This is a genomic window from Peptoniphilus sp. DNF00840, from assembly GCF_001553125.1.
Taxonomy (GTDB): Bacteria; Bacillota; Clostridia; order Tissierellales; family Peptoniphilaceae; genus Peptoniphilus_A; species Peptoniphilus_A vaginalis.
Map to the genome: position 1 here is coordinate 25,080 of NZ_KQ960197.1, position 14,530 is coordinate 39,609.

Below are 14,530 nucleotides of genomic sequence, written 5' to 3' on the forward strand. Positions count from 1 at the left end.
TTTTTCACTCCTCATTGTAATTGTCAGGAAGGTCATTTTCAAAGAGAACGACATCTCCCGCCATTGAAATCTTTGCGAGAACCTTAGTTGCCTCGTCTAGTGAAGAAACCCTATAAATTTTTTCTTCATCAAAATTTTTATCCTTAAGGCCTTCATAGATTGGAAGAGTTCTCTTTTTGCCAACTAAAATTGCAAAATCAAGGACACTTGCCATAACTTGACCTATTTTTCTATTTTCTTCTTCTTCCATATCTCCAAGCTCAACCATACCTGGCGTTATTATTATCTTCCTATGGTCCTTAAAACCTCTTAAAACATCAAGAGCCGCCCTAAAGCCCACTGGGTTTGAGTTAAAGGCATCGTCAATAACTATGGTGTTATTTGATGATGGAATAAGTGAAAGCCTGTGTTCCACTGGCTCAACCTTGGAAATCCCCCTTTGAATTTCCTCTAGGCTAAGTCCCAAGACATAGGCAGCAGTTGCAGCTGCAAGAAGGTTGGAAATGTTGTGAACTCCTAGAAGTCTTGTGGAGCACTTAATTTCTCCTGTTCCCTTAATGTGGAGGACAAATTCTGACCCAGTTTCACTTACCCTTATGTCATCGGCATAGACATCTAGCTTGTCAAAGTCCTTTGTTCCATACCTGTAAGTTTTTTTCTTAGTCTTGTCTGCAAGAGGTTTAACATAGTCATTGTCGTAGTTAAAAATTGCAACCCCATCTTCTGGCAGGTCTTCAATTAACTCGTACTTTGTTTTTTGTATATTTTCAATTGTCTTAAAAAGATGCATGTGAGTTGGTCCAATAGCAGTTATTATCCCAATATCTGGTTGGACAAGCTCTGCAACTTCGTGGATTTCTCCTGGCACCTTGGCACCAAGCTCTGCTATAAAAACTTCCCTGTCTCTTTCAAGTTCGTTGTTGATGATTTTTGAAAGACCCATAGGAGTGTTGAAGGATGATGGTGTGTTTTTAACCCTTAGACCTTCAGATAAAATTGTGTCTGAAATAAACTTAACTGAAGTCTTTCCAAAGGATCCTGTGATTCCAAGGACCCTTAAGCCTTCTTCTTCCTTGTACTTTTTTATTTTTGCCTGAGCTGACTTGTAAAAGCCCATATTTATCTTGTCTTCAGTAGGTTTTGCCCACTTGTTTGTCAAGATAAGTAGCCTATATTGGTAAAAGTAAATTAAAAATGACAGGATTAGTGTAACTAAAATTGAAATCACATAGGATCCTGACCCATCAAAAATTCCCAATGAAAAAACAACTACAAGGACAAAGGCAATATAATTAACAAGCTTGTGCTTCTTTAGAAGCCTCTTTGCCCTGTCAGTCCAAACTATGGGAGTCTTTTGATTTTTCTCCAACTTGTAGACCAACTTGTTCATCTTTTCCTTGTTGTTCTTTAAGAATGTCTTGTATTCATCATTGTCGTAGCCCTCTAATTGGAGCATGTGAATGGGAAAGTTACTCCTAATTAGGGAATAATAAAGTGCCAGGCATATAATAACAAAATCTATTAAGTAAATTGGCAGTCTCTGTAAAAAATATTCCATGAAAATCTCCTAACCTAAAAACGAATTAATAACTGCATTAAATTGGCCAAACTTGTCAAGGTAGGAATAGTGTCCAGCCCCCTCTAGGACAACTAGGCCAGAATTCTTTATCTCTTCTTCAAAAATTTTACCCATATAAAGAGGAGTTGCCTCATCCTTATCTCCCCAAATGAGGAGGGTTTCTGCATCAATGTTTTTGAATTCCTCTCTTGTGGACTCATTTACCACCTTTACAAAGCACTTACGCATAATTCCATCTGCTGCCTGGTAGTCATCAGACCCATGATTTTTATAAAACTTTGCCATGGTCTCTTCATTATTGCCATGAGTTAGCATATAGAATTTTTTTGCTGCCTTAAAGGAATAGACCTTGGCATAATAGGACATCTTCCTCTTGGGAAGGACTCCTGATGCATCGATTATTATAAGCTTTTCAACCCTGTCCTTATTTCTTGACCCTAAAATCGTAAGAGTCTTGCCCCCAAAGGAGTGACCCACAAAAGTTGCCTTTTTAATATTAAAGTGGTCCAAAAACTTTAAGAGAAATTCATAATAATCATAAGTCCCCATGACTTCTTTTGGGTCTTCGCTGTCTCCAAAGCCTGGCGCATCATAGGCGTAAACTGTGTAACTATCAGGGATGGCATTAAAAATCGGCATAATTGATTCAATATATGCACCCCAACCGTGGAGGATAAGAAGAACTTTCTCGCCACCCTCCCTCTTAATATATGCAGTTTTTATACCGTCTATTTCAACAAATTCTTTATCTATTTTCATCTTCATCTTCTTCTATAAAAATTATTGAGCCCTGGTCTTCTTCATGAGAAGTATCTTCTTCATCTCTTACAAAAATTGAAGAGGACTCATAAGCATCTTGGCTAGCATTATCTTCTGCAAAATTTATGCCAGATGTCTTTTCACTTAAGTCAAGGCCCATCTTTAGTGAAGAAATTCTTGACTCTAACCTCTCTATTTCTTGCAGAGTCTCACTTACATTGAGATTAGACCCCTCACCCTTTAGAGCATGGTATTGGTGCTTGCCAAGCTTTTCAAAGGCTTCGCTTAGCTTTCTCTCTTCATTTAAAAGTTCGTATCTCAACCTTGCTGCCTTTTTAATTTCTTGCGACTCAGTCACAATTTTCTTCTTTAGGTAATTTAGATTCCCAAGTAGGTCATCTAAATTGCCATCAAGACTGTCAAAAAATCCCACAATATCACCTCGAATCTATGTTATTATACCAAAAATCTCATATCTTTTAAATACTGCCCTTGTTTTCTTTATTTTTAATTGGGTAAAAAAGACTTGGAGGGATATTATGGAAAAATTAACACTTTATGTCGGAACAGTTTGCCCTTTCTGTAAAAAGGTAGAAGCCTTCATGGAAGATGCTGGCATTGACTCTGTAGAAATAAAAAATATTGATCAAGATAAAGAAGCTCGTGAATATTTAATTGAAAAAGGCGGCAAAAAGCAAGTGCCTTGTCTCTTCATTGGAGACAAGCCTCTTTATGAATCACTAGACATTATTAAATACCTAAAAGAAAATCTAGATTAACTTTATAAGAAATTAAAAAGACAGGGATTACTCAGTGAGTTTAATCTCTGTCTTTTTTGTTTCTTTTTCTGTTTTTCTTTCTCTTTTTTCGCGATAGGAGTATATTTTTAGACTTGGAAATAGTGTAAGAATTTAAAACTAAATTAACAATATTACATAGAATTATTATATTTGTGCCAAAGACTCTTGGCATGTGATAGCTTGTTAAAAAGATCAAACTAATGATGCTAAAGATGTCAACAAAATATTCCACATACATTGTCTTTGAAAAAATTGTGTTCTCTGAAAATTTAATATTTACAGAAAGCACATTGATAAAAAATAAAAACATGACAAAGAAATAAGTAGCTTTGGAAATATTTATGCTGGCAGTCAAGATGTAAACTTGTAGCATAAAGTACATGGAAAACTTCACCATAAGTAGACCTATCTCATAGACCTCTAGCTTTAACTTTTTGGACTCGTAGAGGTTTTCTATGTCCCATTCATCCATAAGGGCCTTTAAGATTTTTGTAGTCTTAATCTTTTCGCAAATCCAAGATGGCAAAAGGCTCAATATGAAAATGCTAACTACAAGACTCTTTAAGATGTCAAACAAATTTGTCCCTTGAAAGCGTCTAAAGTAGTTAAAGGTAAATGCTACAAGACCAAGAAGGGCAGAAATTGAAAGTATCTTTAAAAAGGCCTTAAAGATTTCATAATTCTTTCCACTTAAGAGGAAGTTGCCTGAGTCGCTATAGGCTCCTGCAAACTCATAAGGGTTCCCCATCCTATTTAATTCTTTTTTTATGTCTTCTTCTGTATAAATCTCCGGAAGTCTATCTCTCAGTATATTTAAAAAATCCTCTTTGGCAGCCTCTTGCTTGTCATAGGGGATGTATCTTTGCAAATAATAAATATATCTATCGACGAGTTCATGTTCAATTAATTTCATAAAATCATCCTCACCTACATTATAAGTTAAATATTGGTTCTTTTAAATGACTAATCACAAATTTATAAATTATTTTTACTTCGTATTTAGGAGCAATAAATTTTTGATTGGTGATTAATTTCAAATTTTTTTATTAATCCTTTAGAATTTTATAATTTATACTTTTTATAAATAATTTTTCTAAGTCTATAACTTATTAAGTCTTTATCTCTAATAGCTTAAAAGTAAGCAATAAAAAAAGTCCTGTTACCAGGACCCTCTTAATCAAGTACATAAACTTTTACGTTTCTTCTTCCAAAATTTCTAGCTTGGGAACTTGTGCCGTAGAATAAGTCAATTCTATTTCCCTTAATTGCTCCACCAGTATCTTCTGCTGTAGCGTAACCATAAGTTGGAAAGCCATCCATACTTTCAATGTAAAGCTTTGAACCTAGTGGGATAACCCTAGGGTCAACAGCAACTGCACCAACTCTTGCCCTTGTTCCCATAGCAGTCCTTGAACCTGCAGAAGGGTCATAAGCAGTAGCTTGCATAATAATTACTCTCTTAGCTGACTTTCCATTAGGAGCAGCAGATCCTTGTTTAGTTCCAACTTCTACAACTTCCTTTACAGGCTCTTTAGTAATTTCACTCTTTAGGACTTCAGTAGCTTCTAAATTTCCATTTACATAAGTGTTCTTTAGGTTTTCTACCTTTTCTCCAACTTGTCCCTTAGTGATAACTTTCTTTTCATCCTTAAACATTTCATTGTTTTCACGAGTTTCTGTTTCAAAAGGAATTTCAACTTTGTTAACTAAATTTTCTTCAACAACTCTATCAATTTTGATTTCCATTCCTTGCTTAGCAATTTCATCAAGAGGAAGGGAAACTCTGTCAAGCTTGTTTAGTTTTATGTCAAGATTTTCAAGTACATCAGCAACTGTGTATCCATTTGCTTCAGCTATTAGTGTCTTGTTTCCATCTTTTATGTGATAAGACTTTGGTGAAGTAATAAGGATCTTTGTGTCCTTAGTAATCTCTTCATCAAGACCTGGGCTTACAAGGTCCTTGTTCTTAAGAACAATGCCTTCTTTTTCCAAGAAGTCTCCTACTGTTTTTTCATATGTGAATACTATCTTAGTCTTTCCATTAATATTTAATTCAACGTTTTTACCTAGAGCCGTGCTAAAACCCATTGTAAGGATTGACACAAGAGCTAGGACAATCAGCATAAATTTCGCATTTCTAAAAATGTTCTGTTTATTCAAAAATATTACCTCCATAAATTCAGTTACAAACTTGTAAATTTTGTTACTACTTTGTAACTTTTTCTAATCTTTTAAGAGTATATTAAAAAAAATAAGATTTGTCAATTTTTTGTAACTTTTTTGTAAATCTCTCTACAAATGGCTTGATTAAGCCATTTTAAAATTTGCGTCAATTAAATCTATTTTAAAATAAAAATAAAATCCCTCTCAAAGCTTGAAATTTAGGGATTTTTTATAAAGTATTACGTTTATATTACAAAATCTTATGATACTTTCCTTATTTTATTAATTTTTTGATAAAAAGATCATTTTAGTAAGTGAATTTTAAAGTTTTTCTAAGCCTTATTTCTTATAAGAGGCTTGTTTTACTCCAAAAAAATAAAAAGCTTAAAAAATTAAAATCAAAATAATTTTCTAAGCTTTTCATCTTTTTGATTTTTTAATTTATGACATTAGCCTTTCTACAAAACGTCTAGCCATCTTAGCAGTGAAGCCCCAAATAATCTTGCCATCATATTCATAAAAGAGGACTTCTTCTCTCCCCCTTCTGAACTTGTAGTTGACACCATTGGGAATCAGGTGGTAGGGAAAGTCTTCGTTCCTCTCAACCCTTAAGTCGATCTTATAGGATCTTGGTTCGGTCTCTAAAAAATAAGAAAGTGGAATTGTAAAAACCTTCTCCACCTCATCTCTTGATGGAGATATTTTGTCAAAGTCTCTTTTTATTTCTCCAATGAAGCTGTGAATAATTGCTGCATAGGGATTTACTACAAAGTCACCCTCAGAATAAATTTCAATCTCATCTTCTGAAATTAAAAGCTCTTCTGAAGTCTCCCTAAGAGCAGCATCCCTTGGACTTTCTTCCTCTTCAATCCTGCCTCCTGGGAAGGAAATTTCTCCAGGTTGATTTCTTAGAGTAAAGGCCCTCTCCTCAAAGAGAAGATGAATTTTCCCATCTTTTTTTATAAGAGGAATCATGACGGAAAACCTATTTTTCACGTCAATGGGCATGGGTTTTATCTCTTGCACCTTGGCTTTAATTTTTTCTAAATTTAAGTCTTGGTCAGTTGGCATTTTCTATCTCCCTCATAAATTCTTCTACTGTGTAAATTCTAAACCTGTCAATCTGTCTCTTGTTGCCTTCTCTTTCAAGGAGCATATATAAGAGGTCATCATACCTAAAGCTTTCTGGCATCTCTAGTTCTTCTGCAAGCCTTGGAGCATAGTCTTCAAAGATTATCCTTGCAATCTTGCTTTCACTTTCCTTGACCTTATCCTTTAGGAGCCTATAAACATACTTTAGGCTCTCTCCTTCGTCAAGAGGCATAATATAGTAGTCTTCTCCCCTGAGACCCTTAACAGCCTTAAAGGCATCGAAGTAGCCAAGTTTTATTAGGTCGTCAGCCTTTTCCTTGTCAAAGCCAAGGGATGACCCAAGATTTTTATTTGCCTTAATTATATAACTTGCCCTTTCGATGTTTTTGAGAGGAAGCCTTGAAAGTCTTACTAGGACAATATCTGTGTCTTCATCTATCATCTCCATAGGAGCAGGTGATGCAAAGCCACCGTCAATAAAATACTTGCCGTGAAGACGTTGTAATTTAAAAAAAGGAAGATAACAAGAGGCGATAATATAGTCCTTTAAAAGGCCCTCTTTAATATCCTTCTTAAATAATCTCTCAACTTTGAGGTCAGATACATTCACTGTACACATACCAAAATCAATATCAGACCTTCTAAGCTTATCTTCATTGATGAACTGATCCACTAACTTGTAGAGAGGATAGGGTGACCTAGTAAGTTCAGGAACTTTTATGTCGTGTTCACGAAGCTTATCTACAATTTTTGAAAATAAATTATCATCTTTTTCAATTTCTTGTAACTCAGTTTCAAAGGCAGAAAAGTCTAGGCTCTTCCAGGCTTTAAAACATTCATAGGCATCTCCTTGAGCAAACATGGCTCCATTAAAGGCACCTATGCTAGTTCCAACAATTTTCGAAAAATCAAATCCCATTTCCATGAGGGCGAAGTAGGCACCTACTTGGTAGGCACCCTTAGCTCCTCCACCTTCTAAGACTAATGCCCACTTTTTCATTCCGCACTTCCTAACTCAGATGTACAATGCGGACATCTTGTTGCATTAATATCAATTGTTGATTTACAGAAAGTACACACCTTTTCTGTTGGATCTAGAGCTTCTTCTTGTCTTTTTAATTTACTTTTAGCTTTTGCAATTTGCTTCATCATTATAAATATTACAAATGCTATTATTAGAAAGTCAAAAACTGATTGCAAAAATTCCCCGTATTTAACTTCGGCATGATCTACTGTAATACTTAAATTAGTAAAATCTACTCCGCCAATTAAGATACCAATAATTGGCATCAAAATGTTTTCCACAAGACTTGCAACAATTTTACCAAAGGCCCCACCTATGATTACACCGAAGGCCATATCAACTACATTACCCTTGGAAATAAATTCCTTAAATTCCTTCAAAAAGTTTTTCAATTCGTCCTCCTTTATTTTAAATAATAGTGTAAATATAATTTCTTACAGATATTAATTACCCAGCTTGTTGATAAAAAAACTTTAATCAAAAAACCTAGGAATTAATCCCAGGTCTCTCTTCGTCTTTGTAATTTTTAAATTTGTTTTAAGATAATCTTATTCTTTTCCAAAAGTTCCATAGCGTAGTCGTCCACCCTATAGGCTTCGTGATAAATTATTTCTCCTATGCCTGCTTGGATAAGGGCCTTGGTGCAGTTAAGGCAAGGGAAGTGAGTTACATAGGCCTTGGCTCCCCTAACTGATATTCCTTCCTTAGCACAGTATAGGAGGGCATTCATCTCTGCGTGGATTGTGGCTATGCAATGACCATCACGCATTGTGTGTCCAATTTCATCGCAGTGGGGGTTGCCTGTCACTGATCCATTGTAGCCTGTTGAAATTATCCTGTTGTCCGAGTTCACAAGGACGCAGCCTACGAAGGCCCTGTCGCAAGTGGACCTTGTTGCAACCATTTGTGTTATCTCCATAAAATATTCATCCCAAGATTTTCTCATTTTGCCTCCTTTGCAAGTTTATCAACTAACTCATTGTACTTGACCCCAGTGTGGGCCTCAACTTTTATAAATTTTACTTCCAACTTGTCCCTTATGGAATCATAAAAGTCCTTGTAATATATTGTTCCTTCTTTATTCGTCTTCCAAAAACCAAGTGCCCATGACCTTATGCCTTCGTAGTCGTAGTGAAGGTAGATTTTTTTCTTGCCAAGCTTTGCTGCTTCTTCCATGGCACGCATGGCTCCCTTGATTTCTCCTGACACATTCCTCATGTCTGAGTCCTTGAAAAATCTCTTTGAGTAAGTATATTCTTCTTCATCATTAAACATATAGACACCATAGGAGTGGGACTTGTCGCTGTCCCTATAGGATCCATCGACGTAAACTACAAGCTCGTCCTTTTCTGCTGACTCCTTCTTCTTTTCTTCTATTTCATTTATAAAAGCCTCAGCATCTTCACGAGTGGAAAACTTTTTGAAACTTGCTCCCTTAAAGCCCATGGTTTCTCTCTTGCACTCATCCCAGGTGTGATAGATGCCAGGATTTCTTCCTATTCTAACTGCGTAATACTTCATGTTCACCTCAAAATTTTGTGATTTGTCAACTATGTCTACTTATTATATAATTAGAAGTAATTAGAAGTCTAGACTTTTGGAGGTAAAAATGAACAAAGAACAATTTGAAAGAATGAAAAATGGCAAGGGATTCATTGCTGCTCTTGACCAATCTGGTGGATCAACACCAAAGGCCCTATTAAATTATGGTGTGACTGAAGATGCTTATTCAAACGAAGAAGAAATGTTTGAACAAGTTCACGAAATGAGAAAGAGAATTATAAAGGATAAGGCCTTTACATCTGATAGAATTTTAGCTGCAATCCTATTTAAGGTTACTATGAACTCAAAAATCGACGGCAAGTTCACTGGCGACTACCTTTGGGAAGAAAAGGGCATTGTTCCAATCCTTAAAGTTGACGAAGGTCTTGATGAAGAAAAAGACGGTGCTCAACTTATGAAGCCTTTCAAACACATTGACGAACTTCTTGCCAATGCAAAGGAAAGAAATATCTTCGGAACTAAGATGCGTTCTCTTGTAAAGGAACTTAATGAAGAATCCATTAAAAAAGTGGTTGAACAACAATTTGACTACGCAAAGAAAATTTCCGCAGCAGGATTTGTTCCTATTATCGAGCCAGAAGTTGATATTCACGCTAAGGACAAGGGACAAATCGAAGAAGTCCTTAAAAAATATCTTGTTGAAGAACTTAAAAAACTAGACAAGGACACTTATGTAATGTTTAAGTTAAGTCTTCCAGAAAAAGCAAATCTTTACGAAGACCTTTACGAATTTGATCAAACTGTTAGGATCGTTGCCCTATCTGGTGGCTACTCAAGAGATGAAGCCAACGAAAAACTTAGAAAGAACAGGGGCGTAATTGCTTCTTACTCAAGAGCCCTTACTGAAGGACTAAATGTAAATCAAAGTGCAGAAGAATTTACAAAGATGCTTGACGACTCTATCGAAAAAAACTACTCAGCTTCAGTTGAAAAATAAAGTGTAAAATTTTTAAGATCTCCAATTTTTGGAGGTCTTTTTTTGTTTTGATTTCTCAATTTGCAAATGTTTTTCTTCATCTTATAACCCTAGCTAAAGCTTGTATTAATGCAGTTTGTTGTTGACAAATATTTTTTCATAATGTAAACTGTTGCATAGATAATAAACATTATCTGGAGTGCTGTCCGCTAGTTAAATTTTTAATGACCGGGGTTCTCTATAGGATACTGTCCGCTAGTTAATTTTATATTAATGACCGGGGTTCCTCTATAACTTTTTTATTATTATATGGAGGTTTTTTTATGAAAAAGTATCAATTAGACGTACCTACACCACATTCCTACACTTATGTAACAAAGAATATCCCAAATGTAACAGTTGAACAAAGGGAAAGGGCTCTTAAGGCTACTCACTACAATGAATTTGCCTTCCCTGCAGGAATGTTAACTATTGACATGCTATCAGACTCAGGAACTACAGCCATGACAGACGTTCAATGGTCTGCGATGTTCTTAGGAGATGAATCCTATGGTAGAAACAAGGGCTACTATGTCCTTCTCGATACCTTTAGGGATGTATTCGAAAGAGGCGACGATCAAAAAAGAATCATCGACCTTGTAAGAACTGACTGCGAAGATGTTGAAAAAATGATGGACGAAGTTTACCTTTGCGAATATGAAGGTGGCCTATTTAATGGTGGCTCTGCCCAAATGGAACGACCAAATACCTTTATTATTCAACAAGGTCGTGCAGCTGAATCTGTTTTATTCGAACTTGTCAAAAAAATATTAAACGCTAGAGAACCAGGAAAGATTTATACTATCCCTTCTAATGGTCACTTCGACACTACTGAAGGTAATATCAAGCAAATGGGTTCAATCCCAAGAAACCTATACAACAAAAAATTGCTATGGGAAGTTCCTGAAAATGGTCACTATGAAAAGAATCCATTTAAGGGCAACATGGACACTGAAAAACTAGAAGAACTTATCACTAAGCTAGGACCTGAAAATGTGCCACTAATTTACACAACTATTACTAACAATACAGTTTGTGGTCAACCAGTTTCTATGGCAAACTTGAGAGAATGTTCAAGAATTGCTCACAAGTATGATATACCTTATATGTTTGATGCTGCTAGATGGGCAGAAAATGCTTACTTCATCAAGGTTAATGAAGAAGGTTATGCTGACAAGTCAATTCCAGAAATAGCAAAAGAAATGTTCTCTTACTGCGACGGCTTTACTGCATCACTTAAAAAAGATGGACACGCAAATATGGGTGGCGTTCTTGCCTTTAGAGATAAGGGACTATTCTGGAAGAAGTTCTCTGACTTTAACGAAGATGGCACAGTTAAAACTGATGTAGGTATCCTCTTAAAAGTTAAACAAATTTCTTCTTACGGCAACGACTCCTATGGTGGAATGAGTGGTAGAGATATTATGGCTCTTGCTGCAGGTCTTTATGAAGCAGCTAAGTTTGATTATCTTGATGCTCGTGTTAAACAATGTGAATACCTTGCTCAAGGTTTTTACAAGGCTGGCGTTAAGGGAGTTGTACTTCCTGCTGGTGGTCACGGTGTTTATATCAACATGGACGAATTCTTCGACAACAAGAGGGGACCGGAAACTTTTGCAGGTCAAGGCTTCTCTGTTGAATTAATAAGAAGATATGGAATTAGAACTGCAGAACTTGGTAACTACTCAATGGAATATGACCTAAAGACTCCAGAACAACAAGCTGAAGTAGCTAACGTAGTTCGTTTCGCAATAAATAGAAGTCAACTTTCTAAGGAACACATGGATTATGTAATCGCAGCAGTTAAGGCTCTTTACGAAGATCGTGCTACTATTCCTAATATTAGAATAGTCAAGGGAAAGAATCTTCCAATGCGTCACTTCCACGCTTTCCTTGAAACTTATGAAGCTTCTGAAGATGAAAAATAAATTTCTCTAAATTTTTTATAAATACAAAAATTAAATAAGCCCCTCTTAGTTGAGGGGTAAATTACCCTTTAAGGAGAAAAATTATGGATAACAACTTAAAAACTCGTGATGGTTTTAAAAGCAAATGGGGCTTTATACTAGCTTGTATTGGGTCCGCAGTTGGTATGGGTAATATTTGGCGATTCCCTATAATGGTTTCAACTTACGGTGGGATGACTTTTCTCATTCCTTACTTTATCTTCGTAACCTTAATAGGATCAACGGGAGTAATTTCTGAAATGGCACTAGGTAGGTCAGCAAATGCTGGACCAGTTGGTGCCTTTGGAAAATGTACAGAATTAAGAACTGGCAACAAAAAGCCTGGCGAATTAATTGGTCTTATCCCAGTTCTTGGCTCTTTGGCACTAGCTATAGGCTACACTTGTGTAATGGCTTGGATTTTTAAATACACCTTCCTTTCTCTATCAGGTCACCTTTATGAAATGGGACAAGATATGGATGTAATTGGTGGTACCTTTGGCCTAACAGCAAGAGCCTTTGGTGCAAACATCTGGGTTGTTGTAGCAATACTTGCAAGCTTCGCCATAATGGTAATGGGTGTATCTGGTGGAATTGAAAAGGCAAACAAAATTATGATGCCAGCCCTATTCATTTTATTTGTAGGACTTGCAATCTACATCCTCTTCCTTCCAGGTGCTGCAAATGGCTATAAGTATATCTTCACAGTAAATCCTGAAGGATTAAAGGATCCTAAGGTTTGGATATTTGCCTTTGGACAAGCCTTCTTCTCCTTATCAGTAGCAGGCTCAGGCACTGTAATTTATGGATCTTACCTTCCTAAGAATGAATGTATTCCATCATCAGCAAGAAATGTTGCAGTTTTTGACACAATAGCAGCCCTCTTGGCAGCCTTTGTAATCATACCTGCCATGGCAGCAGCTGATGCACCACTTGACACTGGTGGCCCTGGTCTTATGTTTATCTTCCTTGTACATGTATTTAACGGCATGCCTATTGGAAAAATTATTGGAATGATTTTCTACATCTGCGTTCTCTTTGCAGGAGTATCTTCAATAATAAACCTCTACGAAACACCAGTTGCCTACCTACAAGAAAAATTCAATGCGTCAAGATTTCTTGCAACTACAATTATCCACATAATTGGTTGCCTTGTTGCAATTTTGATTCAAGGCATAGTAAGTGGTTGGATGGACGTTGTTTCAATTTACATTTGCCCACTTGGAGCTGCCCTTGCAGGCATAATGTTCCTTTGGGTTGCAGGCAAAGATTATGTCCTTGCTGCAGTCAATGAAGGCTCCCCTAAGAAAATTGGAGGATGGTACTATCCATTAGCAAAATATGTATATGTAACTGCTGCCATTATTGCCCTAATAGCTGGTGCAATACTTGGTGGTATTGGTTGATGAAATTTTATAAACAAAAAAGTGTTGGTTTTCCTATTAACCAGCACTTTTCTTTTGCAGATTTTTACTTAAAAATTATCCTTTTTATTTCTAAATTCAATAAACTCATCTAAGTCCCTTGCCAAGAAGAAGGGATTTATTTTTTTCTCTTTTCCAATTGTTGATGGAAGAGTAATCTTGCCTTCTTCTCTGAGCTTTTTTACCCTTTCATATTCCCTATCCAAGTCCCCATTGGAGATTACAGACTTGGCAAATTCTAAGTTTGCAAGAGAATACTCATGGCCAGGATAAACCAGAGTATCATCAGCTAAACTTTTTAGCTTATTGAGACCCTCATAGGTCTTTTTGTAGTCCTTAGTAAAGACCCTGCCGCAGCCTGCAAGAAAGAGGGCATCTCCACAAAATAAGTTGCCATCAACTAAATAGGAAATGTGGTCTTCAGTGTGGCCACCAGTTGAAATTACCTTGAAGTTTTCTCCAAGAAGTTCAAAGTCATCTCCATCCCTTAAAGTCACGTCGTTGTATTTCCTAGTTTCAATGGGTCCATAAACCCTTGGTCCGTATTTAATCTTAAGTTCATCAAGACCACCAACGTGATCCATGTGCTTGTGGGTTAAAATAATATAGTCAAGATTTCTGCCCCTTAAATAATCAATAACAGGACCTGCGTCGCCAGGATCAACAACAATAATCTTGCCACCCTTCTCAATAGTCCAAATGTAATTGTCATTAAAAGCTTTAATATATCTAATATCCATAAAACACCTCATAATATTCTTACTCTTATTGGTGGGATTTAAACATGGGAGGAGTTTTGTTTTGCTTGTTAAGTTATTGTTTAAATTTTCAAATTAGATAGTTAAGGTTTTACATAATCTCTAGAGTATCTATTTCTCTGTTTCTAAGTTAGTACAAAAACAGAATTATTACATAACTATTTAACTTAGTTACAAATGTAAACCATCTTGCTAAGAATATCCTAGGTCAAAAATTGTCTTATTTTCAAATCGAAGAACTTCGGCTAAAATCCCATTGTTTGAGCGAAGCGAGTTTGCGATTTTAGAAGTTCGAGATTTAGAAAATAGCAATTTTTGTAATAAGATATTCGTGCAAGATGGTTTTCTATATTAATGAAATTGATTCAGGATTAATCCTTTTATAGCTTCTCTTAAATTCAATTTAAAAAAGACAGCCAACTTTGTGACTGCTTTTAATTAAACTTTTTCTGTACTTACTTAATCCG

At 36.0% G+C, this 14,530-nt stretch carries 15 protein-coding genes; 4 read left to right on the forward strand and 11 right to left on the reverse strand.

Annotated features, from left to right (window positions below):
* Positions 1-4: 4 nt before the first annotated feature.
* Genes murF through HMPREF1864_RS02775 form a run of 3 tightly spaced genes read right to left on the reverse strand, consistent with a single transcriptional unit; the run spans position 5 to position 2,771 of the window.
* Positions 5-1,558, reverse strand: a complete 1,554-nt coding sequence (gene murF / locus HMPREF1864_RS02765) for a UDP-N-acetylmuramoyl-tripeptide--D-alanyl-D-alanine ligase (RefSeq protein WP_062571321.1) — start codon at positions 1,556-1,558, stop codon at positions 5-7.
* Between the two features lie 9 nt (positions 1,559-1,567).
* The gene (locus HMPREF1864_RS02770) at positions 1,568-2,338 is read right to left on the reverse strand and encodes an alpha/beta fold hydrolase (protein ID WP_062571322.1); all 771 of its coding nucleotides are present in this window, start codon (positions 2,336-2,338) and stop codon (positions 1,568-1,570) included.
* Positions 2,325-2,771: a hypothetical protein gene (locus HMPREF1864_RS02775; RefSeq protein WP_062571323.1), complete on the reverse strand. Its 447-nt coding sequence runs from the start codon at positions 2,769-2,771 to the stop codon at positions 2,325-2,327. The genes HMPREF1864_RS02770 and HMPREF1864_RS02775 overlap by 14 nt, the downstream gene beginning before the upstream one ends.
* A gap of 106 nt (positions 2,772-2,877) precedes the next feature.
* On the opposite strand from HMPREF1864_RS02775, the gene HMPREF1864_RS02780 reads away from it, so the two are divergent.
* Positions 2,878-3,117 (forward strand): glutaredoxin family protein, encoded by a 240-nt coding sequence (locus HMPREF1864_RS02780; RefSeq protein ID WP_062571324.1) that lies wholly within the window; start codon positions 2,878-2,880, stop codon positions 3,115-3,117.
* Between the two features lie 40 nt (positions 3,118-3,157).
* On the opposite strand, the gene HMPREF1864_RS02785 is transcribed toward HMPREF1864_RS02780, so the two are convergent.
* The 7 genes from HMPREF1864_RS02785 to HMPREF1864_RS02815 all read right to left on the reverse strand — a co-directional run bounded on the left by HMPREF1864_RS02785 (position 3,158) and on the right by HMPREF1864_RS02815 (position 8,938).
* Entirely contained in the window at positions 3,158-4,051 is an 894-nt protein-coding gene (locus HMPREF1864_RS02785) for a hypothetical protein (RefSeq protein ID WP_062571325.1), read from the reverse strand.
* Between the two features lie 260 nt (positions 4,052-4,311).
* Positions 4,312-5,298: a 3D domain-containing protein gene (locus HMPREF1864_RS02790; RefSeq protein WP_062571326.1), complete on the reverse strand. Its 987-nt coding sequence runs from the start codon at positions 5,296-5,298 to the stop codon at positions 4,312-4,314.
* Between the two features lie 444 nt (positions 5,299-5,742).
* Positions 5,743-6,372: an NUDIX hydrolase gene (locus HMPREF1864_RS02795; RefSeq protein ID WP_062571327.1), complete on the reverse strand. Its 630-nt coding sequence runs from the start codon at positions 6,370-6,372 to the stop codon at positions 5,743-5,745.
* A complete protein-coding gene (locus HMPREF1864_RS02800) occupies positions 6,362-7,393 on the reverse strand; it encodes a patatin-like phospholipase family protein (protein ID WP_062571328.1) in 1,032 nt (343 codons plus the stop codon). The genes HMPREF1864_RS02795 and HMPREF1864_RS02800 overlap by 11 nt, the downstream gene beginning before the upstream one ends.
* Positions 7,390-7,809, reverse strand: coding sequence for a large conductance mechanosensitive channel protein MscL (gene mscL / locus HMPREF1864_RS02805; protein WP_062571329.1), 420 nt, complete (start codon positions 7,807-7,809; stop codon positions 7,390-7,392). The genes HMPREF1864_RS02800 and mscL overlap by 4 nt, the downstream gene beginning before the upstream one ends.
* A 134-nt stretch (positions 7,810-7,943) precedes the next feature.
* Positions 7,944-8,363, reverse strand: a complete 420-nt coding sequence (locus HMPREF1864_RS02810; protein WP_062571330.1) for a deoxycytidylate deaminase — start codon at positions 8,361-8,363, stop codon at positions 7,944-7,946.
* Positions 8,360-8,938 (reverse strand): ribonuclease H1 domain-containing protein, encoded by a 579-nt coding sequence (locus tag HMPREF1864_RS02815; RefSeq protein ID WP_062571331.1) that lies wholly within the window; start codon positions 8,936-8,938, stop codon positions 8,360-8,362. Before HMPREF1864_RS02815 ends, HMPREF1864_RS02810 begins: the two co-directional genes overlap by 4 nt.
* Positions 8,939-9,026: 88 nt before the next feature.
* Here HMPREF1864_RS02815 and HMPREF1864_RS02820 point away from each other — a divergent pair, with 88 nt between their 5' ends.
* The 3 genes from HMPREF1864_RS02820 (at position 9,027) to HMPREF1864_RS02830 (ending at position 13,287) form a co-directional block, all read left to right on the forward strand.
* Positions 9,027-9,917: a fructose bisphosphate aldolase gene (locus tag HMPREF1864_RS02820; protein ID WP_062571332.1), complete on the forward strand. Its 891-nt coding sequence runs from the start codon at positions 9,027-9,029 to the stop codon at positions 9,915-9,917.
* A gap of 302 nt (positions 9,918-10,219) precedes the next feature.
* Entirely contained in the window at positions 10,220-11,863 is a 1,644-nt protein-coding gene (locus tag HMPREF1864_RS02825; RefSeq protein ID WP_062571333.1) for a tryptophanase, read from the forward strand.
* Positions 11,864-11,946: 83 nt separating this feature from the next.
* Positions 11,947-13,287 (forward strand): sodium-dependent transporter, encoded by a 1,341-nt coding sequence (locus HMPREF1864_RS02830; RefSeq protein WP_062571334.1) that lies wholly within the window; start codon positions 11,947-11,949, stop codon positions 13,285-13,287.
* Positions 13,288-13,355: 68 nt separating this feature from the next.
* On the opposite strand, the gene gloB is transcribed toward HMPREF1864_RS02830, so the two are convergent.
* On the reverse strand, positions 13,356-14,045 hold the full coding sequence (gene gloB / locus HMPREF1864_RS02835; protein ID WP_062571335.1) for a hydroxyacylglutathione hydrolase: 690 nt from the start codon (positions 14,043-14,045) through the stop codon (positions 13,356-13,358).
* Between the last annotated feature and the right edge of the window lie 485 nt (positions 14,046-14,530).

Coding starts and splice junctions, on each gene's coding strand:
- HMPREF1864_RS02820 (WP_062571332.1), top strand. CDS start 9,027: ATGAACAAAGAACAATTTGAAAGAATGAAAAATGGCAAGGGATTCATT.
- HMPREF1864_RS02800 (WP_062571328.1), bottom strand. CDS start 7,393: ATGAAAAAGTGGGCATTAGTCTTAGAAGGTGGAGGAGCTAAGGGTGCC.
- gloB (WP_062571335.1), bottom strand. CDS start 14,045: ATGGATATTAGATATATTAAAGCTTTTAATGACAATTACATTTGGACT.
- HMPREF1864_RS02810 (WP_062571330.1), bottom strand. CDS start 8,363: ATGAGAAAATCTTGGGATGAATATTTTATGGAGATAACACAAATGGTT.
- HMPREF1864_RS02795 (WP_062571327.1), bottom strand. CDS start 6,372: ATGCCAACTGACCAAGACTTAAATTTAGAAAAAATTAAAGCCAAGGTG.
- HMPREF1864_RS02785 (WP_062571325.1), bottom strand. CDS start 4,051: ATGAAATTAATTGAACATGAACTCGTCGATAGATATATTTATTATTTG.
- murF (WP_062571321.1), bottom strand. CDS start 1,558: ATGGAATATTTTTTACAGAGACTGCCAATTTACTTAATAGATTTTGTT.
- HMPREF1864_RS02770 (WP_062571322.1), bottom strand. CDS start 2,338: ATGAAAATAGATAAAGAATTTGTTGAAATAGACGGTATAAAAACTGCA.
- HMPREF1864_RS02825 (WP_062571333.1), top strand. CDS start 10,220: ATGAAAAAGTATCAATTAGACGTACCTACACCACATTCCTACACTTAT.
- HMPREF1864_RS02815 (WP_062571331.1), bottom strand. CDS start 8,938: ATGAAGTATTACGCAGTTAGAATAGGAAGAAATCCTGGCATCTATCAC.
- HMPREF1864_RS02830 (WP_062571334.1), top strand. CDS start 11,947: ATGGATAACAACTTAAAAACTCGTGATGGTTTTAAAAGCAAATGGGGC.
- HMPREF1864_RS02780 (WP_062571324.1), top strand. CDS start 2,878: ATGGAAAAATTAACACTTTATGTCGGAACAGTTTGCCCTTTCTGTAAA.